The sequence below is a fragment of the Dialister sp. i34-0019-2H8 genome (genome assembly GCF_042846925.1).
In the GTDB taxonomy this organism is placed as follows: domain Bacteria; phylum Bacillota; class Negativicutes; order Veillonellales; family Dialisteraceae; genus Dialister.
In genome coordinates, this window is record NZ_BAABYQ010000001.1 from 1,309,963 (window position 1) to 1,326,180 (window position 16,218).

Here is a 16,218-nt window from a genome sequence, read left to right on the forward strand (position 1 = left end):
GTTACCTCCTTGCGTCAAAGTACTTGGTGGGGTAAGAAGGCTTGTGGTGGTTCTGGATCGCAGAGGTGTACATGGCCTGCTGGATGGCAATCTGGTAGAGCTGGTACTGTGACTGTGCCATGTTCTGGCTGCCGCTTAATGGCATGGCAATGTGACTTGCTAATTTGTGGACCAGGGCTTCGGCAAAGGAGGAATCGAAAAGTTCAGCGTTTGTGATATCTGCGGTGTAGTCCATCCACGCATCTTCGATGTCTGCCATGATGATCCTCTGACTCTCGTTCATGAGAGCGATCTGAAACTCGTGATAGGTATCATCTTTGGCAGATTCATCCGTTTCAATGATGTCGCCGGTCTTGTTGTAGAGCTGGCGGACGACTAGGCATTTCTCTGGCAGTGCATAGGCAAATTCCCATTTCGGGACGGTGGTGTCTACTAGTGCGAGTTTTCCCGATCTTTCCGCGAAGCCCCAGCGGAATGAAGAAAGAAGGTTTTTTCTTGTGAGTTCATAGTAGAGTTTGCACTGGCGCGCCGCCTCGCTGTCTTCGTCAATAGAGTCGATGCGCCCCTGTCCAATTGAGGAGAGGGCGATGTTGCAGATATCTGTGCTGTACATGATTTCTCCTAATGTTTCTTGATGAGATCGATGAGCTGTTTCTTGGTCTTTATGTCCCCTTTGAGCTCTATGCCCTCTTTCCAGCAGAGGGCGCGGAGCTCATTGGGCGAAAGGTCTTCGAGCTTTCCTTTCCCGATCTCGTTAATATGTATCTCTTTCATTCAAGCTCGCTGTCCAGTGTGAGGGCGATGGTACACTTGCCGCTGGTAGGGCCGGTAACGGAGATGCCGTAGAATTTCTTTGCACCGTAGGGGACTCTGATAAATCCTTTCTGTGCACCTACCGGGATGGTCAGTGTGCAGAGGGTGGCCGCACTATCCAAAGCGGCGCTGTCTGCCGTCTTCAGTGTGATCACGGCGGCCGCCGTAAGTGGAGAGGCGAATTTGGCAGCGAGGAAGAGTTCATCGCCTGCGTTCCCTCCCATGCCGTTTGTGATGACGTCCGGCGTGGTGGATACGTCTTTATCGAAAATGAATGCGTTTTCTTTGTCGTAGATCATGGTGTCCTCCTTATGCTTCTGTAATGAGGGATTCGGTATCCTTCAGGGCGTCTTCCTTGTATACCGGGATGCCGAAGAGGGCGAGTACAGAGGTGCCGTTTGCGAAGTCCTGACGGGTAACGTGAACGTGGTTCTTGTCCATGAGGTAGGATTCGAGGAAGTCGTAGACTTTCTCGGATACGTAGATACCCAGCTTCATGTTTTCGCCCTGGATTCTTCTGAGGGAGTTCTTCGCATAAATGAGCTGATCCATGAAGCTCTTCTTCTGCGCGTCGGTGGCTTTGAGGAGAGTAGCGGTATCGATGTTTCTGACGGCTGCTACCATGCGGGGATCCGCCACCATGAGGCCCGGCTTCCATGTGAATAGGGATTCTAACGCCTGATAGGATCCACCGTCTGCATCTTCTACCGTTCGTTCGCCAAGGTCTCTCATCTTAAGGCCTGCGTAGCCGTACTTCGGGTAAATGCCGGAAACGCTGTTGCTCCATCCGATAAGCCAGACGGAGGAAAGTGCGCCATCGGTCTTGCCGCCTGCGTCTCTGACCTGGTAGGAGTATTCTCCTTTTTTACCGCCAAAGTGGTCGTAGCGTTTCGCGAAGCCGTTGAATTCGTCGAGGTTCTTGTCGGAGTCGCCGTAGAAGATCATGCTGGCGACTTTTTCAGAAAAGCCTTCGATATGCGCGTCGTCTTCAGAGCGGCGGAATGCCTGCGGATCGGGTTCGAGCTGAAGGAGTTCGATGTCGACGCGGGAGCGGGCTTCCAAAATGCAGCAGGTGTCTCTTACCTGTTTGGTGCTGGACTTGGTCGGCTGCACGCCTTTATTGATGGCGCGGAGGGACGGTGTCGGGATGGAGGTTCTCTGCGTGGTCTGGTTGCCGGTCGGCAGATTGCCCTGTTTCCACTTGATGTCGTCCATGATGGGGTTGGACTGTTTTAATACTTCGATGATGTGATCAATGGTGCCGTCTGGTGCCTGACGCTTTCGGAGGTCATTGAAATTGAGTGCAAGGTTTCCAATGGTTGCCATGGTTTATCTCCTTATCTTTTTAACGATTCCCAATCGGTATTGGGGTATGGATTGTCTTCTTTGGTGGCGGCTGCTGTATTGGTCTTGATTCCGCCGTCTTCGGAAATCAGATCGCCAAGGAGGGCGAAGGCTTTCAGCATGGGAAGGGATGAGAATACAGCGGATCCTGCGAAGGAGTCTCGGATGCCGGGGATCTGCCTTTCAAGGTAGTTCATGAGGACCCCGGCTCTTGCGACTGTGGGTTCAAAGTCTTTGCCCAGTTCTTTCATGGCTGCAGCGGCGTTAGCGTCTGCCTCTTCCTGCTGCGCCTTCTGGTAGGCTTCCCCGACTTTGCCCGCCCAGTCATAGCCAAATTTGGCCAGTTCGTTTGCCTGGTCATTGGTGAGGTTCATGCCTCGTGCGAGTTCGCCGAAGGAGTCGGCGGTGTCCTGGTCGAGTTCCATCCCATCCGGAAGGGATGCAGTAAAGTCATAGGTGTCCGGAGCACCTGTGGCTTTCCCTGCTCCTGATAACAGGGTGCCGCCGGATGGATTGTTGTCCTGCGGTGTCTGCTGGTTCTGGTTTCCCTGGGCTTCTGCGCCCTGTGGGTTCTGCTGATTGTCTGTCGGTGTGTTCTGTGGTGTCTGCTGATCGGTTCCAGTGTTCATGTTATTGTTCTGGGTATCCATATTCAGTCCTCCTTGTTGAATATCCGGTTCTGCCGGATCTTGAAGTCTATGAAATCTTTGTCAATCGCCTGCAGCGACTTATGTCCTTCTTCAAGGCCTAGGGTGTCAAGGATCAGGTTGGTGATTTCGATGCCGACTTCTCTTCTTCCTTCGCGGAAATAGGTCTCGGCATTCCCTGTGTAGGAGCTGGTGTTGAGTCCGCTCATGTTTAGGATCCTGGAAAGGATCCACCTTCCTTCTTCGGTCTTGACGACTTTCTGGATGGCGTCTTTATCTTTGTCTTTCTGGCACTGCTGAAAGTATTTCTGCCAGCGGGCGTCTCTGGAATTTGGATCTATGATGGCGTGTTTCATAATACGGATGGTCCTCCTGGCCCGTTGACGCCCAATAAGTTCTGCAGAGCGGGGTTCCCGTTCTGCGCGGCGTCAGATAGGTTCTTGGCTGCCTGTGCGACAGGGGCCAGTGCCTGCGCCTGTGCGAGCTGTTTCTGCTCTTCTTCCTGCTGCATCATGGCCTGCTGTTCCTGCTGGATCAGCTGCTGGGCTTCTTCTGTGCTTCTCTGCATGGCCGCCGGAGCGCCTAAGAGTTCGAAGTATTTCTTGACGGTGCCTAAGGGATCTACCATCTTCAGGGACTCTGGATAGAGCTGCGCCATTTGTCCTACGAAGGCGAGGGCCTGTTCAATGTTCACAAGGCCACTCATCTTCTGTGCCTGGGCAAGCGGAGAAATGTATTCAATCTTCACGTCGGCTTCGGAGAGTTCGGCTGCGAGCTCATCCGGAATGGGTGGGAAGATGTTGTTTCTCTCAAGGATGTTGTAAACCCGTTCGATGATGGGTGTTAAGAATTCATCCTGGAGCCTTTCGACGACAGGACCTAACTGCTGCAGCTTTTCCTGCTGGCGTTCCATGACTTCTCTCGCTGTCATCTGCGGGGTATCGATGGATTCGAGCATGAGGAAGAGGTCGGCGCTATAGGTCCTCTTGATGGTGTCTTCAAGTCTCTGGATTTCCTGTGCCATCCATTGCAGGTTGGTTGGCGCCTGGAACAGGGGAACGACGCCCTGCCCTCCCATCTGGGTATTGGTGACGGTGACGCCGCCCGGATAGCAGTTGACGCCGCTCTGATAGGTGCTGGCATCCATGGTCAAAGGCGGCTTGACGGTAAGTTCAATCGCAGTCAAGAAGTCTTTCTTCATGATCTGCAGGGACTTGGCATCGCCTTCGGCGTACCATCCGGGCCCTTTCCCGTAGGAGTCGTTTCCTGTGACCTGGTATCTGGCCACCAATACGGGGCATTCTTCAAAGCCGCCGGTATAGAGGAAGCCGCCGTTTTCATTGGGGTCCTGCCCGTCTACCCAGTAGAGAGAGACAAATGGCATGTCCTTATTCGATGGGCCATTCCTTTTGCTGTCATTAGGCATGACGAGCCACCACACGTCGAAGGCCATATCATAGCGCCTTGATGGGGTGCTGAAAGCGTCTTGTACGTTCCTTGGCAAATGGTCTTTCCCAAACTGCTGCACGATCTGGTCGGCGTTCATTTTGATTTTCCGGGCAAATGTATTGATGCGGTTCCCTGCTGATGTATCGATGTAGTAGGAACCAATGGTGAATGCCTGGAAGCGGACGCCGCTCTCTGGTGATGGGAATACAGCGATAGGCGCCTGCCCGAAGGGAAGCTCTGTGTAGCAGGCGTGGATGGTGTTGTAGAAGTTGGATCTGTGCAGCACGGCTTCTACGATGGCCTGCCGTTCATCAAGAAGTCTCTCAGCTTCTATGTTTTCCTGATCCGAGGAGAAACCGAACTTGAACCACTGCCGGGAAGGCGGTGTAAGCCCTGACATGATACCGGCTGCGAAGGCCTGATTGGCGAGCCATGCAACGCCGTTGCTGATAGCAAGGTCGCGTCTTCTGCCTTTATCTGTTTCGTCGTTGGTATCGTCGAATTCTCCTAAGAAGGGGAGCTCGTAGTCTCTGATGGCTTTCCATCGTTCGATATAGGGGTTTCTTTTGTTCTTCAGGAGCTTGATTCGTGACAGGGCGGCGTGCTTGTCCGGTGCTCTGATGTTCTGTCCATCCGCCGGAAGGGTTTCCGGTGGCATGGCGCTGGCTAAGATGGTATTCATCCTAAGGTGTCCTTGCTTCCTGCATTACTCAGCAGCGTCGCTAGACGTGTGGCTGCGAATCCCTGCCTTTTCTTTCTCTTGCTGGCTTCGGTGTCCCCGTCGTTGTCTGATACCTGAGAATTGGTTACGTCGGTGACGGTCGGATCGACTTTCTGCGCCGCCGGAACTTTTGGGGATTTAAATGGGTTTCCGCACATGGTGTCTCCTTTCAGAATAACTGGTAGTTGGTGTTGGCTTTTCCGTTCCTTTTCCGGTTGACGACAGGGACGGCAAAGGTCAGTGCTAAGGCGTCGGCGTCATTTGGCGACGGGATGCCTTCTTTTTTCATTTCGTCTTTGGACCTGAGCTGAATGCGGCCGTCCATTGTTGGTTTGATTTCCACATGGGTGAGGTCGTCTATTAAAGTCTGGTCGGCTTCGATGACGCCGCCGGTCTGGAACCATTTCTTCATAGCAAACCACATGTAGGCACGCATGTTGACGCATGACGGATCGGGGGAGGAACCCGCAAAGGAGATAAGGTTCCAAGCTCTCCCCATGGTGGTGCCAGCGGAGTAGATGCCGGTCCCGTATCCTAAATCGATATTGACGGCTGCTGCGTGATACTGATCTTCGAAACGGGCGATCATGTTGGCTATGGTCATGTCGTTGGTGTTCTTGAGGATCCTCGCCAGTTTCTTGGTGTAGAGCCCCTGACGTAGGTAGATGGAGGTGGCGTCGCCGCCGGACCATGCGGGGTCTACGCCTATGACACAGGGGGCGAATTTGTATTGCCCCTCATGCAGGTTCCTTTGCGCTGCTTTCTTGACGAGGCCTAATGGGATGAACTGTAAATCGGAGGCGTCCGGGAATTCGCCGGTGACTCGGACTTTGAAGAAGTCGCTGTCCGCTCCATAGGCTTCTTCCCATTGGGAGATCTTTGCTTTGTCTGAAAATCTGACGGATCTGGAATCTACCTGCATGGTATGCCAGTAGGGACGGAATTTGTGGAAGCAGTCGTAGAATCTTCCGGTGTTTCTCGTCGGGTTTCCGAAGGCGCACCAAAGTCTTTCTGTATTAGCGTCGTTTAGTGCGCCTTCCGCGACTTCCCAGATTTTATCGTCTATAGCAGAGGCTTCGTCGAAGATGAGAATGGTCCTATTTCCTTGGTTGTGCAAGCCCGCGAAGGCTTCCGGGTTGGCTACGGACCACGGGATGGCGTCGATACGCCAGTTCTTTTCTTTGCCGTCTTCGGCTGCGAATATGGAAGTGGCGGTGACTTTGAATAAATCTCTTGCGAGGAACATGGCATGCCACTTCATGAGTTCCGGCCATGTCTTCGTGAGGAGCTGTGTCTCGGTGTTGGCGGTGACGACGCCGCGGGTATTCTCATGGGTGGAGATCGCCCATAGGATCAGCCATGATACCAAAGCAGATTTCCCGATACCGTGGCCTGAGGCGACGGCTTCCTGAATGACTTTGTCCGGGGATACGTTTTCGCCTATATGGCCCAGTATTTCCTTCTGCCAGGCTTCGGGGCCGTCCTGATGGGTAAGGAGTCCTTCACCCCATGGGAAAGCCCAGTAGACGAAACTGAGGGGGTCTTTCGCCAGTCCGGCAAGGTCACTTACTATTTCGGTGTTCATTCACTCGTTCCCTCGCTTTCTTCAGCGCGTCTGTCATGCCTACGTTTCCGGAAAGCTCGACTTCCTGCTTGTCTCTCCAGTCTTTCGGTTTCCGGTTCTTCAGCCAGAAGATCCCGGCCGTTGTATCCGGAGGCAGCTCTCTTTCCACTATTCTCTCTGTTTCTGTGACTGTGCCGTCCGGGTTTTTGATTTTGGAGATGACTTTCTCCTTGACGGTGCAGCCGATCGCTTTTTTGAAGAGGGCATTCTCTACCCGGATATCGGCTATTGCCTTATTAGTATTTAGGGTGGCCGATATGGCCGGAATCTTTTTCTTCCACTCTTTCAGGGTGGAGCGGGAAATGCCAATGTTGTGCGCTATGTCTTCGTCGGTCAGCCCATCACGTGCCCACGCGCCTAAAATCAAGAGCTGATCCGGCTCTGTCCACTTCTCCCATTTCCCTTTGGCCATGCTCTCCCCCCCTAAAAACGCAAAAAGGAGCCGGTATCTTTTATCGTTGCCCGCGAGATATATGCGGGTAAAAGGTACCGGCTCCTTACGGATGCCGAAAATCTGCTGGAGATTTCATGACTATCTTACGATGATTTGGAAGAATTGTCAAATTCTTCATCGTGGAAGTTTGTCACAATGCGCTTCATGGATATGTGCTTTCCACGGCAGCGCATGAAGTATCTCACAAGGATCCCACGTTCTCCTGCTTCGAAGACTAGCGTCTTGCCCTGGCATCTTTTGCGTAGTGATCTCTTTTTCACTGTTTCCGGAATATTCAGTTGATTGAAATCTTTCCTTGCCAGGGCTTCCGCTCTCTCTTCGATGGTCATCTCTTGATTTCTTCTGCCTCCCATCCTTTGATTTTGACTCCTGCTTCGTCCTTAAGCAGCTTGGCAAGCTCCTCTAAGCCGACGTATCCCTCTTCATAGCACTTGTACTGCTCCATGCAGAGGTCTACGAACTTTTCCACTCTGCCATCTTTTTTCATCAGGCTTCCGAACTTGTCATGGATGACCATAGCCGGAATAGCAAGCATCAAGTTAAAGGCCAGCTCGCAGCCTTTCTTGGTGGCTTCTTGTTTCATTGCATTAACGTCTGATTGTTTGATGGAAACCATGGGATCCTTCTTTTTGACGCCTAGCCTTCTTCTTTCCTGCCTATTCACTTTGATCCCCCTCTAATACTTACCACTTATGGATTTTCTTCAATCATTCTCCTTTACCTAAAATGGTATGTCTTCCTGCGGCCCTTTCGCAGGGAACATGCTCTCTTCTCGCTGCTCCGGTTTGGAAGGACCAAACTGGTTAAACCCGCCGGAATTGTTTCCATAGCCATTGGAAGCGCCGCCGGATCCCTTGCTATATCCGCCGGAATAGCTTCCTCCGGATGACGCTGCGCCCTCTCCCCATTTCGGATCGGCTACGATGTCTGCTACGACTTCCATGATCCAGTGCCTCTGGCCGCTGTCGTCATCGTAGGATCTGGTATTCAGGCTGCCATGGACGTAGACGAAGGTTCCCTTCTTACAGAAGTTGGCCACTCTTTCCGCGATGGCTCCCCAGGCAACGACATTGATCCATGCGGTCTGTTCCTTTTGCTCGCCATTCTGCGAAACATAGAGGCGACTGGAGGCGACGGTAAATGATGCCACAGCTCTCCCTGTCTTGGTGGATCTGACGACTGGGTCTCTTGCGAGGTTCCCGGATATTTCTACGCTGTTCAATTTTTTCTCCTTTCAATCCAATTCAATTTAATTCAATTCGCGGAAAATCGAAAAATCTATCATTCTTCATTTGCCCGCTCATCGCTTGACTCCTGCTCACCATCCCGGCTCGTTTTAAAAAGGTTTTCTTCTCTCCGCTCGCCGCTGATGTAAAGCGCTGCTTCATCATAGATTTTCCTCATGATGCGGAGCACGTTATCGGTCGGAGTGATGTCTTCGATCGTGCTGAACCGCTGCGTGGCAGCGCTATCCTTGATGTGGAACCTCCCGCTCAGCCGAACCCCTTTCAGCGCCCCGGATTTCTTATCCCGCTTCGGTACTACTTTGTCCACCGCGAAAAATGCCTGCAGCGGCATCCGCACTCCGTAGTTTTCTGCCATGTCGGAATAATAAAAGCTCATTGCCTGCATGGCTATCCTGAACTCTTCTCTGGGCTGCTCATCGCATGTGAGCGTTTTCTCACCCGTGGCATCGACGTACCCGATAGAGATACTATTCATGCTTGCTTGAACGCTTCGGAACTAAATGGATCCTTCCCACAGGTTTCTGCCCTCTTTACTCTCGAGCAGGTTTTGAATTTGGTTTCTTAGGCGCTTGTCTAGCTCTCTCAGATTCTCTTCTTCTGTCATTCTGCTTTCTCTCTTTCTTCGGCTTCTTTGAATACTTGTTCCCAGAAGTATCCGCTATGCAGGCAGAGATACCACCCGGTCCAAAATTCGATCTCGATTTTCCGTCTTTGGTTGATGGGTTCTCTCCTGCACCAGTAGAGATGGTGCTCCGGATGGTCTTTCCTTTTTGTCTCAAGTTCCTTGGCTTTGAAGGCTTTCCTGGTGCCTCGAAATGCTCCGGCTACGATTCTTTGAATGATCATGCGTGCATCGTGCTTTCTCATTCGATCCCCCATGTGACTCCCTTTTTCATGCATGTTTTGCAATATTTTTCTCCTCCTTTCGCTCGGAAGATGGCACCGCACCCGGGACAGATCTTACTCATTTTTTCTCCCTCGCTTTTTCTCCTTGGGAATTTCTACATACCTTGCGATCTGCATGGGATATCCCCACTCGGTGTAGGTGTTCGTGACGTCTATCAGGGTGAAGCCTTTTTTAGCGGTTGGTCTTTCTCTCCACTTTTTTGACTGGATCGTCTGATAACGGACTTCTGGCTTCTTAAGGTTTCTGGAGGCGACGTATCTCACTTTCTGCTTTCCTTCCCTTACCGTGATATTGGACTCTTTCGTGAAGTAGGCGGAAAGTTTCTTGGCGTCTCTTTCTTCTCCTTGGTATTCGATGATGTCATAGGCGCTTAGTTTGGAGTGTCCCCATGCATTTCGAAGTTCCTGCTGTTCCAGGACTTTGTTCACAAGGATGTGGTGATGAATTCTTTTTCCCCTGTATTCCGTGGTGTAGATGTAGCGCAGCTCCTGTCCGGCTTTCTGGTAGCGTCTCCGGAGTCTCTTGATGTAGTTCGTGAGATAGCGGATGGCCTCCTCATAGTCTTTGGGTTCTTTGGCATAGGTCAAGGTGATGTACTGGTCTCCCTGCTTGAAATTGGTGAGGATCAATTCCTTCAGGTGCCTCACTGCTCTTCTTGCATTCACTTTGGCCACGGCTTCCGGGGTCTTGTTGAAATTCTTGATCCGGGTCTTCTTCCCTCCCAGACGGCAGGTGTAATACTTCTCTTCTACCCTTCCTCCCGGGTAGGTGAAAATACGTTTTCGATACGGCATCGGTCCTCCAAATAATAGCCTTAACAAGGGGGCAAAGGGGACGGAAAATCCCCTTTGTGCCTTGCTTTTCTTGACTTTTTATGAAGGGCGTGATATACTCTCATATAGAAAAATGTGAATTTATCTTTCACCCTTCGCCGCCTGTTCCCGCAGGCGGCTTTTTCGTGTACAAACATTTCCCGTTGCTGGCCGCTGTCATTGGCACATGGTATTCACACGTTTCACAATGTTCTTCACAGACGGCTGCTTTTTCTTTGGGGCAATGACGGGTGTGCTTCATACTCCTATGACATACAGGGCAGATGGTATTGTCTTCTCTTAGTATTTGAAGCCTGGTCTTTTCTCTGGCAAGCAGTTCTTCCGGATCTTCTTGATACGGGTAGCTTCTGCAGTCTGGTATAGGGCTGTCAAACTTGCTTCTCTTTCTTCGTGCCACGCCCTGACCTCCTTGCTCGCTAGATACTTCTGGGCGATTGTCTGCCATTCTTTATCCACACTCCCGAATCCGTTGTGGAATATGTAAAAATGGGTCTTCGGGTCTAATGTGATGAGGTTCTCTGCGATGTCTTCCCCGCCGGAAGCTACGGGAATAACATGGTGGACGTGGGTTCTCCCCATCGGACACGGGACGCCCAGCATTCTTTCATAGACATCCCAGAGGGCTCTATCCCGGAGACGGACGATCTCAAAGAGCTTGTACCTATTATTTTTCGACAGACGGATCATCTTCTGCCTCCGGCTTCCTCTTTGATCTCTCTGATCTTTCTGTCGATGTATCCTTTGATTTCTTTCTCAGTCATTTCTACCCTTCATCTTTCTACGAAGTTCGTTCCCCGGTCCTTTGTCCAGGGCTTCGTGAATCATCTGGTCTAATGTCTTCTTGCTGTATCTTTCGCGGCAGTCCATGTGGGTCGGCACCAGGCGGCCGCCCATCTTTTCCATCATTTCTTTTCCTCGCGGGATGGGTTTCCCGCAGCGGGCACAGTAGTAGATCATCAGAGTGCCCCCGCCTCTGTCAGAGCAATCAGCTCCTTCAGTAAAGAGACACGGGCTCTATGCCACTCGGCACCCGCATCTCGTCCCTCCTTCATGTAATCGTTCGCAAGATCCATCTCCCGTCTTTTCATCGCCTCGAATATTTCTACAAGCTCTCCTTTTGTGTATGTGTCCTGCATGTGCCTTCCTCCTTCCCATAAACACCGGTGATGCCGGTAGTCCTTTCAATTTCTTTCAGGGTTTCTTTCAGAGCACTGATGTAGCCTGCATGCCAGAAGTAATCTTTGGTCCTTCCTTCATGATCTGCATTGTCCGCTCTGGCCTGTTCTTCACAAAGCTGCCTTTTGATGTGCTTCATGAATTCAATAATGATGCCTTCGTCAATCATGTTTCTTCTCCAACATTCGGGCGATATGCTCCGCTGCCATAGCAGGGGACAGCCCGGTTTCTTTACAATATTCCTTGATGAGTGCGGCAGCTGCCATGATGGTCCACTTGGGGTCTTGGTCCGACTGGTCAATGGACACATGACACAGCTGCTCTCCAATCATCCAGAGCTTAACCCAGCAGCCTCTCATTGGCTTTCACCTCGATCTCGATGGTCGGCACGATGCCGTAGTTTGGATCTTTCGTATCAGTATCATTCCCATAAAGCCCGCCGACGATCAGCTCTTCGCCTTCTTCGCTGAGCTCCAGATTCCCTTTGAATCCTTCATAGTATTCGTTTCCCTCTGTATCGAAGACGTAGATCCACTGGTCTTCCATGGGAATGAGTGCCAAGATATCGTTCAGCGTTGTCATTGTGCCACCGCCATAAGGAGGGTGTATGCCGCGGCGCACAACAGCGTCAGCGGATAGATCGCCACTTCCTTCCAGAAGGCGCGGCGTGCGGCGCTAGGATCGTATTTCTTCGCGTCTACTTGAGAGGCGAGAGCCGCGGTTCTCGCTTCTTCTTGCTCACGGGCCTCCATCATTCGATGGACTGTCCCGACTGCTTCTGCGTTGGTCATGGTTCCCTCCTATCAGCCTTTCCATACGGCGATCCCTGCCGCGAATGCCAGGATCATGATGATGGCGAGCTCTGCCAGCATGTACCCCGCCATTCTCTTCGCGGCTGCTCTCTGCTCTTTCATCTTCTCCTCAATGTCTCGGCACTGGCGGCGGAGCATGTCCGCTTTCAGGGCAAGCTCTCCCAATGTCTTTGCTTCTTCGTCTGTCAAAATGGTTCTCTCTCCTCTACATTGAGATCAATGTTCTCGATCTTCAGGTTATGCCGCAGGTATGTCCGGCATCCAACCAACACATTGACGGCTTCCTCATAGGTGAGGTCGCTGTCAGCCAAAACAGTCAGCACTTCCTTGATGGCTGTATTCCTCTTCTTCCTCCAGGCTTCGAAGGACTTTTCGAACTCCTCTGCCGTCTCGTTCATCTGCCTTTTTAATTCTTCCTTATCCATGACTTCTCCTTTTCTTGCTATACTGTTATCAGGAGGTGTTACTATGATTGAATCTAAAGATGTAATTGATGTTCTTGCCGAATTCCAGAAGAGTGAAGGTATTATCTCCAGAGACAACCTGCCTTCCGTTATGTCTAAAGACATGCGGGGTTATTTAGAACGCTCCGGTTTGATTGAAGGCATTGATCCTGTGATTCCTGGCCTCGATACATGCCTGTTTTGGCAGATTACCGAAAAGGGGAAACGGGCTGTTGCTTCTTACGAGAAGGATCAGAATAAAATCCGCGCTTTGTTCAGCAATGAAAGAAACACGAGAATTACGATCCTGATTTCCTTTTTCAATCTTCTGGTTACTCTGTATGTTGCTATTTGCAAATGATAATAAATACATTCACGGCGGCTGCCGCCAAGTTAAGCAAGCAGACGACAAAAAGCATGTCATTCAGCTTTCGCTGTCTTTCGTACTCGTTCATGATAGCCTCACATTCTCATAAGTCTCTTACGGCTTAAGACCTTACGGATCGCGGTGATAATAGTGTCACCATGAATGTTCACACGTGCTAACCCTCCGTCTCTGAAGTGGATCCATGCGACGTCCTCGCCTTCCTTGTTCTTCTCTACTTCGATATCGAAGATCTATGCATCACCCTCATTGAGGGCGCACACAAGCTGCTTAAAGGCGAGATCTCTTCTCGCTTCAAAATCCCTTCTCTGTTCTTCTTGCAATTCTTCGTCTGTCATCTTTCCTCCACACTCCTCCTTCCTGCTATACTGATAAGCGGAAAGGAGGTGATATGTATGAAATCAAAAGAATATAACTTTCCGCGCATGAGCCTCATTGAAGCCGTCATTTGTGTAAAAGCTCTGAACTATTACCTTCAGCACGTCTTGAGCGAAGAAGAATTATCTGGCGATGACTACTCCTCTTATGACGTGATGGCGGCGAGGTCTGCGGTGAAAAAGATCACAAAGACGATCGATGACTTGGATGCCGGTCTCTGACCTGCTTCTTCCACAAATCAATCAGCATCTCGTATTCATCGCGTTCAATGACTACATACCTGCCGGGGTCATCTTTCTCGTTGCGGGTCGTATCTTTTGTGACCACCATCTTCTTTGTTCCCGGATCGTATTCCAGTGCGATCCGGGACTTTTCATTTTCAGAAATCAACTGCAGCAGCTCTCCGATCACAAAGGCTGCATCCTGAAAAAGGCTCGCGTCTACGATCAGACGACTTTCTTTTCTGACTTCATCCACTCTTCTCACCTCTATTCATCATCTTCTTCACTCTTTCCATGGCGTCCGAAAGGAAATAGAACTGATCTTCATAGCCGGATACTTTCTTCTCCAGCTCTCTGATTCTTTTTTCGAGACGCCTTCTTTCAAAAGGGCTCATGGGGCTCTCGTCCCCTTCCAGACCTTCTGCCCTTTCGATAGAATCCCGGGTGTACCATACTCCCGGGATGGCGATCGCTCTCTTGATCACGCCGTCTTTCTCTCGGCGGGCGATGGTTGATGTGTCACATCCCCATCTCTTTGCCACTTCCTTTTGGGAAAACAGGTTTTCACTGTGTGGCATGGCTTCCTCCTTCCCCCCCCAGCGGGTTTTCATGGCCGCCGGAAATATCAATAAAACGATATATCGTTTTATTTGTGCATAAAAAGAACTTCTAGCGGCATTTCGCTATGTAATGCGTGCTTAATCGCTAAGCATTCATCGAATTTAAACTGGGACTCTCCTCTAACTTTCCCCACCAGTGTCTGGTATTTAATTCCTGTTTTCTTCGACAGCTGCAGGATATTACATTTATTCCTTACCATCTCAATATTCAAGTTTTCGTACATTTTCATCACCCCTTTAGAAACGATATATCGTTTTCTTGCTTTTATGATAAACTGATCTATCGTTTTTGTCAATCGTTTTTTCGTCTTGAATATTGTTATTTCGTTTTGACTGTGATATTCTATGGCAAGAGGTGATTTTACATGACTCGTGAATACTATTTAAGGTCTCTTATTTCTGACAACGGTTCATTGAAAGATTTTGCAAAAACGATTGGCATGCCGTACAGTACGCTTCTTTCTATTCTAAAAAACGTCGGTGGGGCTGCTTGCGATAATGTTTTCAAAATCTGCCAAGGACTTGGTATTTCTGCAGATAGCCTTTCTCTCCTTGAAAGAATTCCGACTGACTCAATCATTTTAGAAGTTACTCCCGCGGAGCAGCAGCACATCAAGAAGTACCGCAAGCTCTCCCCCGCCGGAAAGGAAGAGGTGGATCACTACCTCGACTTCCGTCTCTCCGCTGAAACGCCCCGGGTTGAAAAAGATGCGGAAATATCATCTTCGTAAAATTCAGAAGATTCTAACAGGTGATGATAAATCCCCACCATTTTCGTGAGGTCACGGAAATGGTCTAGGTGTGAGTTGCGGTGGCGAAGTATTCGCGGATCAAGCAGTAAGTTTATATTCAAAATTGACATTAAGATCATTTTCGTGTAGTATATACACAGATATGAGCCGTGGCGTATTGCACAAAGCGGACCGAAAAAGGATCTTAATGTTCATGCATTAAGATCCTTTTTCTTTTTGGAGGTATTTATGAATATCCCTGCAACAACGATTCAGGAGCAACTTTCTATTTTAAAAAACAGAAATGTAAGGCTTGATGAAAACTCTGCCGGTATATTGCTTCAATATGGATATTACAATTTAATCAATGGATATAAAGACGCATTCATTGATAAAAAACGATCGAATTTGCGTCATTCTGATTTTTATACAGAAGGAACTACTCTTGAGCAAATTGTCACACTGTACCTCTTTGATGCCAATTTGAGGCGTAATGTTTTGAACTGTGTCACTATTATAGAAACTCAAATGAAATCACTGATTTCCCTTCATTTCTCCTCTCGTTTTGGTACCAATCACTGGAATTATTTGCGTCCCAATTCTTTTACACGGAGCCCCAAAGAAAGGCAACATGTAAATTCTCTTCTCTACAAGTTGAACAAATGTATCAAGACATTTTCGACAAGAAAACCGCATCCTGCTATCTGCCATTTCATAAAAAAATATAATCAGGTTCCCTTATGGGTTTTGAACACGGTGATTTCGTTCGGTACGATGGCTAACTTCTATGATTTGCTGCCCGACGACATGAAGAAGGACATCGCTCATACAGTAAATCCAAAACTGGCTCCAAAAACACTTAGCTCTATACTCTATTATTTAACAGATATCCGAAATAAATGTGCTCACAATAACCGATTATACACGCACAAGATTGACCAGCGTTCTACGCGTGTTGCTACAATTCCCCAACTGGATATTCACAAACAGCTTAATCTCCCAATATCAGGCCCCGGTGCTATTTACACTTATGGCCAGGATGATATTCTAGCTGCACTAATTTGTATCGCTGTCTTCTTCGGCCAAAATCATGTGTACCAAGTGAATTACGAGGGGATTGATAGTTCCTTGGCCTTCTTGTCAGAGAATATTTCTCCTTCCGTGGAAAGCTTTGTCCGTGATATTACTGGTTTGAAACATAAATATATAACTAAATTAGAAGATATTTCAATATAGTTATAGCAGTCGCGAAGTATTCGCTGATCAAACAGTAGAATTTCACGTTTTGCGTTTTTAGTGCCGTGTTTTGCATTCTGGAGGGTTTTGCTATAGTTGATTGCATTGCTATAGCAAAAACAGCACTTTTGCTATAGTTGAATGCACGAGAAAAGCAATGTGAATTTTCTTCACATC

At 49.4% G+C, this 16,218-nt stretch carries 32 protein-coding genes; 4 read left to right on the top strand and 28 right to left on the bottom strand.

Going from position 1 to position 16,218, the window contains the following annotated elements:
* Nucleotide 1 precedes the first annotated feature (1 nt).
* The 25 genes from ACGG9R_RS05550 to ACGG9R_RS05670 form a co-directional block, all read right to left on the bottom strand.
* Nucleotides 2–613 (bottom strand): hypothetical protein, encoded by a 612-nt coding sequence (locus tag ACGG9R_RS05550; RefSeq protein WP_390152475.1) that lies wholly within the window; start codon nt 611–613, stop codon nt 2–4.
* Nucleotides 614–621: 8 nt separating this feature from the next.
* Nucleotides 622–774: a hypothetical protein gene (locus ACGG9R_RS05555; RefSeq protein WP_390152478.1), complete on the bottom strand. Its 153-nt coding sequence runs from the start codon at nt 772–774 to the stop codon at nt 622–624.
* Nucleotides 771–1,112 (bottom strand): hypothetical protein, encoded by a 342-nt coding sequence (locus ACGG9R_RS05560; protein ID WP_390152481.1) that lies wholly within the window; start codon nt 1,110–1,112, stop codon nt 771–773. The genes ACGG9R_RS05555 and ACGG9R_RS05560 overlap by 4 nt, the downstream gene beginning before the upstream one ends.
* A 10-nt stretch (nt 1,113–1,122) precedes the next feature.
* Nucleotides 1,123–2,139, bottom strand: a complete 1,017-nt coding sequence (locus ACGG9R_RS05565) for a major capsid protein (RefSeq protein WP_390152483.1) — start codon at nt 2,137–2,139, stop codon at nt 1,123–1,125.
* A gap of 11 nt (nt 2,140–2,150) precedes the next feature.
* Nucleotides 2,151–2,807: a hypothetical protein gene (locus tag ACGG9R_RS05570; RefSeq protein ID WP_390152486.1), complete on the bottom strand. Its 657-nt coding sequence runs from the start codon at nt 2,805–2,807 to the stop codon at nt 2,151–2,153.
* Nucleotides 2,808–2,809: 2 nt separating this feature from the next.
* Entirely contained in the window at nt 2,810–3,160 is a 351-nt protein-coding gene (locus ACGG9R_RS05575) for a hypothetical protein (protein ID WP_390152489.1), read from the bottom strand.
* Nucleotides 3,157–4,935: a portal protein gene (locus ACGG9R_RS05580; RefSeq protein ID WP_390152492.1), complete on the bottom strand. Its 1,779-nt coding sequence runs from the start codon at nt 4,933–4,935 to the stop codon at nt 3,157–3,159. Before ACGG9R_RS05580 ends, ACGG9R_RS05575 begins: the two co-directional genes overlap by 4 nt.
* Nucleotides 4,932–5,132, bottom strand: coding sequence for a hypothetical protein (locus ACGG9R_RS05585; RefSeq protein WP_390152495.1), 201 nt, complete (start codon nt 5,130–5,132; stop codon nt 4,932–4,934). The genes ACGG9R_RS05580 and ACGG9R_RS05585 overlap by 4 nt, the downstream gene beginning before the upstream one ends.
* A gap of 11 nt (nt 5,133–5,143) precedes the next feature.
* Nucleotides 5,144–6,559 (bottom strand): terminase, encoded by a 1,416-nt coding sequence (locus ACGG9R_RS05590; RefSeq protein ID WP_390152498.1) that lies wholly within the window; start codon nt 6,557–6,559, stop codon nt 5,144–5,146.
* Nucleotides 6,537–7,010: a helix-turn-helix domain-containing protein gene (locus ACGG9R_RS05595; RefSeq protein ID WP_390152501.1), complete on the bottom strand. Its 474-nt coding sequence runs from the start codon at nt 7,008–7,010 to the stop codon at nt 6,537–6,539. Before ACGG9R_RS05595 ends, ACGG9R_RS05590 begins: the two co-directional genes overlap by 23 nt.
* Nucleotides 7,011–7,135: 125 nt before the next feature.
* A complete protein-coding gene (locus tag ACGG9R_RS05600) occupies nt 7,136–7,381 on the bottom strand; it encodes a hypothetical protein (RefSeq protein WP_390152504.1) in 246 nt (81 codons plus the stop codon).
* Complete coding sequence (locus tag ACGG9R_RS05605; protein ID WP_390152507.1) at nt 7,378–7,668, bottom strand: hypothetical protein; 291 nt, start codon at nt 7,666–7,668, stop codon at nt 7,378–7,380. The genes ACGG9R_RS05600 and ACGG9R_RS05605 overlap by 4 nt, the downstream gene beginning before the upstream one ends.
* 105 nt (nt 7,669–7,773) lie before the next feature.
* Complete coding sequence (locus ACGG9R_RS05610; protein WP_390152510.1) at nt 7,774–8,274, bottom strand: single-stranded DNA-binding protein; 501 nt, start codon at nt 8,272–8,274, stop codon at nt 7,774–7,776.
* Nucleotides 8,275–8,333: 59 nt separating this feature from the next.
* Entirely contained in the window at nt 8,334–8,774 is a 441-nt protein-coding gene (locus ACGG9R_RS05615; RefSeq protein WP_390152513.1) for a hypothetical protein, read from the bottom strand.
* 125 nt (nt 8,775–8,899) lie between these two features.
* Complete coding sequence (locus ACGG9R_RS05620) at nt 8,900–9,145, bottom strand: hypothetical protein (protein ID WP_390152516.1); 246 nt, start codon at nt 9,143–9,145, stop codon at nt 8,900–8,902.
* Between the two features lie 114 nt (nt 9,146–9,259).
* Nucleotides 9,260–10,000, bottom strand: coding sequence for a hypothetical protein (locus ACGG9R_RS05625; protein ID WP_390152519.1), 741 nt, complete (start codon nt 9,998–10,000; stop codon nt 9,260–9,262).
* Nucleotides 10,001–10,318: 318 nt separating this feature from the next.
* A complete protein-coding gene (locus ACGG9R_RS05630; RefSeq protein ID WP_390152522.1) occupies nt 10,319–10,726 on the bottom strand; it encodes an HNH endonuclease in 408 nt (135 codons plus the stop codon).
* Between the two features lie 66 nt (nt 10,727–10,792).
* Entirely contained in the window at nt 10,793–10,996 is a 204-nt protein-coding gene (locus tag ACGG9R_RS05635; RefSeq protein ID WP_390152525.1) for a hypothetical protein, read from the bottom strand.
* A complete protein-coding gene (locus tag ACGG9R_RS05640) occupies nt 10,996–11,175 on the bottom strand; it encodes a hypothetical protein (protein ID WP_390152528.1) in 180 nt (59 codons plus the stop codon). Before ACGG9R_RS05640 ends, ACGG9R_RS05635 begins: the two co-directional genes overlap by 1 nt.
* Nucleotides 11,142–11,384 (bottom strand): hypothetical protein, encoded by a 243-nt coding sequence (locus ACGG9R_RS05645; RefSeq protein ID WP_390152531.1) that lies wholly within the window; start codon nt 11,382–11,384, stop codon nt 11,142–11,144. The genes ACGG9R_RS05640 and ACGG9R_RS05645 overlap by 34 nt, the downstream gene beginning before the upstream one ends.
* Nucleotides 11,377–11,574, bottom strand: coding sequence for a hypothetical protein (locus ACGG9R_RS05650; RefSeq protein WP_390152534.1), 198 nt, complete (start codon nt 11,572–11,574; stop codon nt 11,377–11,379). Before ACGG9R_RS05650 ends, ACGG9R_RS05645 begins: the two co-directional genes overlap by 8 nt.
* Nucleotides 11,555–11,797, bottom strand: coding sequence for a hypothetical protein (locus ACGG9R_RS05655; RefSeq protein ID WP_390152537.1), 243 nt, complete (start codon nt 11,795–11,797; stop codon nt 11,555–11,557). The genes ACGG9R_RS05650 and ACGG9R_RS05655 overlap by 20 nt, the downstream gene beginning before the upstream one ends.
* Complete coding sequence (locus ACGG9R_RS05660; protein WP_390152539.1) at nt 11,794–12,006, bottom strand: hypothetical protein; 213 nt, start codon at nt 12,004–12,006, stop codon at nt 11,794–11,796. Before ACGG9R_RS05660 ends, ACGG9R_RS05655 begins: the two co-directional genes overlap by 4 nt.
* A gap of 12 nt (nt 12,007–12,018) precedes the next feature.
* The gene (locus ACGG9R_RS05665; protein ID WP_390152542.1) at nt 12,019–12,216 is read right to left on the bottom strand and encodes a hypothetical protein; all 198 of its coding nucleotides are present in this window, start codon (nt 12,214–12,216) and stop codon (nt 12,019–12,021) included.
* Nucleotides 12,213–12,452, bottom strand: coding sequence for a hypothetical protein (locus ACGG9R_RS05670; RefSeq protein ID WP_390152545.1), 240 nt, complete (start codon nt 12,450–12,452; stop codon nt 12,213–12,215). The genes ACGG9R_RS05665 and ACGG9R_RS05670 overlap by 4 nt, the downstream gene beginning before the upstream one ends.
* Before the next feature lie 43 nt (nt 12,453–12,495).
* On the opposite strand from ACGG9R_RS05670, the gene ACGG9R_RS05675 reads away from it, so the two are divergent.
* Nucleotides 12,496–12,831 (top strand): hypothetical protein, encoded by a 336-nt coding sequence (locus ACGG9R_RS05675; protein ID WP_390152548.1) that lies wholly within the window; start codon nt 12,496–12,498, stop codon nt 12,829–12,831.
* A gap of 419 nt (nt 12,832–13,250) precedes the next feature.
* Nucleotides 13,251–13,454: a hypothetical protein gene (locus tag ACGG9R_RS05680; RefSeq protein WP_390152551.1), complete on the top strand. Its 204-nt coding sequence runs from the start codon at nt 13,251–13,253 to the stop codon at nt 13,452–13,454.
* Here the strand turns inward: ACGG9R_RS05680 and ACGG9R_RS05685 are convergent.
* The 3 genes from ACGG9R_RS05685 to ACGG9R_RS05695 form a co-directional block, all read right to left on the bottom strand.
* A complete protein-coding gene (locus ACGG9R_RS05685) occupies nt 13,417–13,710 on the bottom strand; it encodes a hypothetical protein (RefSeq protein WP_390152554.1) in 294 nt (97 codons plus the stop codon). The two genes, ACGG9R_RS05680 and ACGG9R_RS05685, sit on opposite strands and share 38 nt — an antisense overlap.
* Nucleotides 13,703–14,032, bottom strand: coding sequence for a hypothetical protein (locus tag ACGG9R_RS05690; protein WP_390152557.1), 330 nt, complete (start codon nt 14,030–14,032; stop codon nt 13,703–13,705). Before ACGG9R_RS05690 ends, ACGG9R_RS05685 begins: the two co-directional genes overlap by 8 nt.
* Before the next feature lie 68 nt (nt 14,033–14,100).
* Nucleotides 14,101–14,304 (bottom strand): XRE family transcriptional regulator, encoded by a 204-nt coding sequence (locus ACGG9R_RS05695; RefSeq protein ID WP_390152560.1) that lies wholly within the window; start codon nt 14,302–14,304, stop codon nt 14,101–14,103.
* A gap of 135 nt (nt 14,305–14,439) precedes the next feature.
* On the opposite strand from ACGG9R_RS05695, the gene ACGG9R_RS05700 reads away from it, so the two are divergent.
* Both ACGG9R_RS05700 and ACGG9R_RS05705 read left to right on the top strand, forming a co-directional pair.
* Nucleotides 14,440–14,805: a helix-turn-helix domain-containing protein gene (locus tag ACGG9R_RS05700; RefSeq protein ID WP_390152564.1), complete on the top strand. Its 366-nt coding sequence runs from the start codon at nt 14,440–14,442 to the stop codon at nt 14,803–14,805.
* 249 nt (nt 14,806–15,054) lie between these two features.
* Nucleotides 15,055–16,041, top strand: a complete 987-nt coding sequence (locus ACGG9R_RS05705) for an Abi family protein (protein WP_390152567.1) — start codon at nt 15,055–15,057, stop codon at nt 16,039–16,041.
* The last annotated feature ends 177 nt before the right edge of the window (nt 16,042–16,218 follow it).

What these genes read in the sequence shown, in the direction of transcription:
- ACGG9R_RS05605 (WP_390152507.1), bottom strand. Translation starts at nt 7,668, where the DNA reads ATGGTTTCCATCAAACAATCAGACGTTAATGCAATGAAACAAGAAGCC.
- ACGG9R_RS05655 (WP_390152537.1), bottom strand. Translation starts at nt 11,797, where the DNA reads ATGACAACGCTGAACGATATCTTGGCACTCATTCCCATGGAAGACCAG.
- ACGG9R_RS05640 (WP_390152528.1), bottom strand. Translation starts at nt 11,175, where the DNA reads ATGCAGGACACATACACAAAAGGAGAGCTTGTAGAAATATTCGAGGCG.
- ACGG9R_RS05585 (WP_390152495.1), bottom strand. Translation starts at nt 5,132, where the DNA reads ATGTGCGGAAACCCATTTAAATCCCCAAAAGTTCCGGCGGCGCAGAAA.
- ACGG9R_RS05635 (WP_390152525.1), bottom strand. Translation starts at nt 10,996, where the DNA reads ATGATCTACTACTGTGCCCGCTGCGGGAAACCCATCCCGCGAGGAAAA.
- ACGG9R_RS05645 (WP_390152531.1), bottom strand. Translation starts at nt 11,384, where the DNA reads ATGATTGACGAAGGCATCATTATTGAATTCATGAAGCACATCAAAAGG.
- ACGG9R_RS05600 (WP_390152504.1), bottom strand. Translation starts at nt 7,381, where the DNA reads ATGACCATCGAAGAGAGAGCGGAAGCCCTGGCAAGGAAAGATTTCAAT.
- ACGG9R_RS05570 (WP_390152486.1), bottom strand. Translation starts at nt 2,807, where the DNA reads ATGGATACCCAGAACAATAACATGAACACTGGAACCGATCAGCAGACA.
- ACGG9R_RS05700 (WP_390152564.1), top strand. Translation starts at nt 14,440, where the DNA reads ATGACTCGTGAATACTATTTAAGGTCTCTTATTTCTGACAACGGTTCA.
- ACGG9R_RS05555 (WP_390152478.1), bottom strand. Translation starts at nt 774, where the DNA reads ATGAAAGAGATACATATTAACGAGATCGGGAAAGGAAAGCTCGAAGAC.
- ACGG9R_RS05590 (WP_390152498.1), bottom strand. Translation starts at nt 6,559, where the DNA reads ATGAACACCGAAATAGTAAGTGACCTTGCCGGACTGGCGAAAGACCCC.
- ACGG9R_RS05565 (WP_390152483.1), bottom strand. Translation starts at nt 2,139, where the DNA reads ATGGCAACCATTGGAAACCTTGCACTCAATTTCAATGACCTCCGAAAG.
- ACGG9R_RS05575 (WP_390152489.1), bottom strand. Translation starts at nt 3,160, where the DNA reads ATGAAACACGCCATCATAGATCCAAATTCCAGAGACGCCCGCTGGCAG.
- ACGG9R_RS05625 (WP_390152519.1), bottom strand. Translation starts at nt 10,000, where the DNA reads ATGCCGTATCGAAAACGTATTTTCACCTACCCGGGAGGAAGGGTAGAA.
- ACGG9R_RS05670 (WP_390152545.1), bottom strand. Translation starts at nt 12,452, where the DNA reads ATGGATAAGGAAGAATTAAAAAGGCAGATGAACGAGACGGCAGAGGAG.
- ACGG9R_RS05580 (WP_390152492.1), bottom strand. Translation starts at nt 4,935, where the DNA reads ATGAATACCATCTTAGCCAGCGCCATGCCACCGGAAACCCTTCCGGCG.
- ACGG9R_RS05630 (WP_390152522.1), bottom strand. Translation starts at nt 10,726, where the DNA reads ATGATCCGTCTGTCGAAAAATAATAGGTACAAGCTCTTTGAGATCGTC.
- ACGG9R_RS05680 (WP_390152551.1), top strand. Translation starts at nt 13,251, where the DNA reads ATGAAATCAAAAGAATATAACTTTCCGCGCATGAGCCTCATTGAAGCC.
- ACGG9R_RS05660 (WP_390152539.1), bottom strand. Translation starts at nt 12,006, where the DNA reads ATGACCAACGCAGAAGCAGTCGGGACAGTCCATCGAATGATGGAGGCC.
- ACGG9R_RS05675 (WP_390152548.1), top strand. Translation starts at nt 12,496, where the DNA reads ATGATTGAATCTAAAGATGTAATTGATGTTCTTGCCGAATTCCAGAAG.
- ACGG9R_RS05690 (WP_390152557.1), bottom strand. Translation starts at nt 14,032, where the DNA reads ATGCCACACAGTGAAAACCTGTTTTCCCAAAAGGAAGTGGCAAAGAGA.
- ACGG9R_RS05550 (WP_390152475.1), bottom strand. Translation starts at nt 613, where the DNA reads ATGTACAGCACAGATATCTGCAACATCGCCCTCTCCTCAATTGGACAG.
- ACGG9R_RS05560 (WP_390152481.1), bottom strand. Translation starts at nt 1,112, where the DNA reads ATGATCTACGACAAAGAAAACGCATTCATTTTCGATAAAGACGTATCC.
- ACGG9R_RS05620 (WP_390152516.1), bottom strand. Translation starts at nt 9,145, where the DNA reads ATGATCATTCAAAGAATCGTAGCCGGAGCATTTCGAGGCACCAGGAAA.
- ACGG9R_RS05650 (WP_390152534.1), bottom strand. Translation starts at nt 11,574, where the DNA reads ATGAGAGGCTGCTGGGTTAAGCTCTGGATGATTGGAGAGCAGCTGTGT.
- ACGG9R_RS05705 (WP_390152567.1), top strand. Translation starts at nt 15,055, where the DNA reads ATGAATATCCCTGCAACAACGATTCAGGAGCAACTTTCTATTTTAAAA.
- ACGG9R_RS05595 (WP_390152501.1), bottom strand. Translation starts at nt 7,010, where the DNA reads ATGGCCAAAGGGAAATGGGAGAAGTGGACAGAGCCGGATCAGCTCTTG.
- ACGG9R_RS05615 (WP_390152513.1), bottom strand. Translation starts at nt 8,774, where the DNA reads ATGAATAGTATCTCTATCGGGTACGTCGATGCCACGGGTGAGAAAACG.
- ACGG9R_RS05695 (WP_390152560.1), bottom strand. Translation starts at nt 14,304, where the DNA reads ATGAAAATGTACGAAAACTTGAATATTGAGATGGTAAGGAATAAATGT.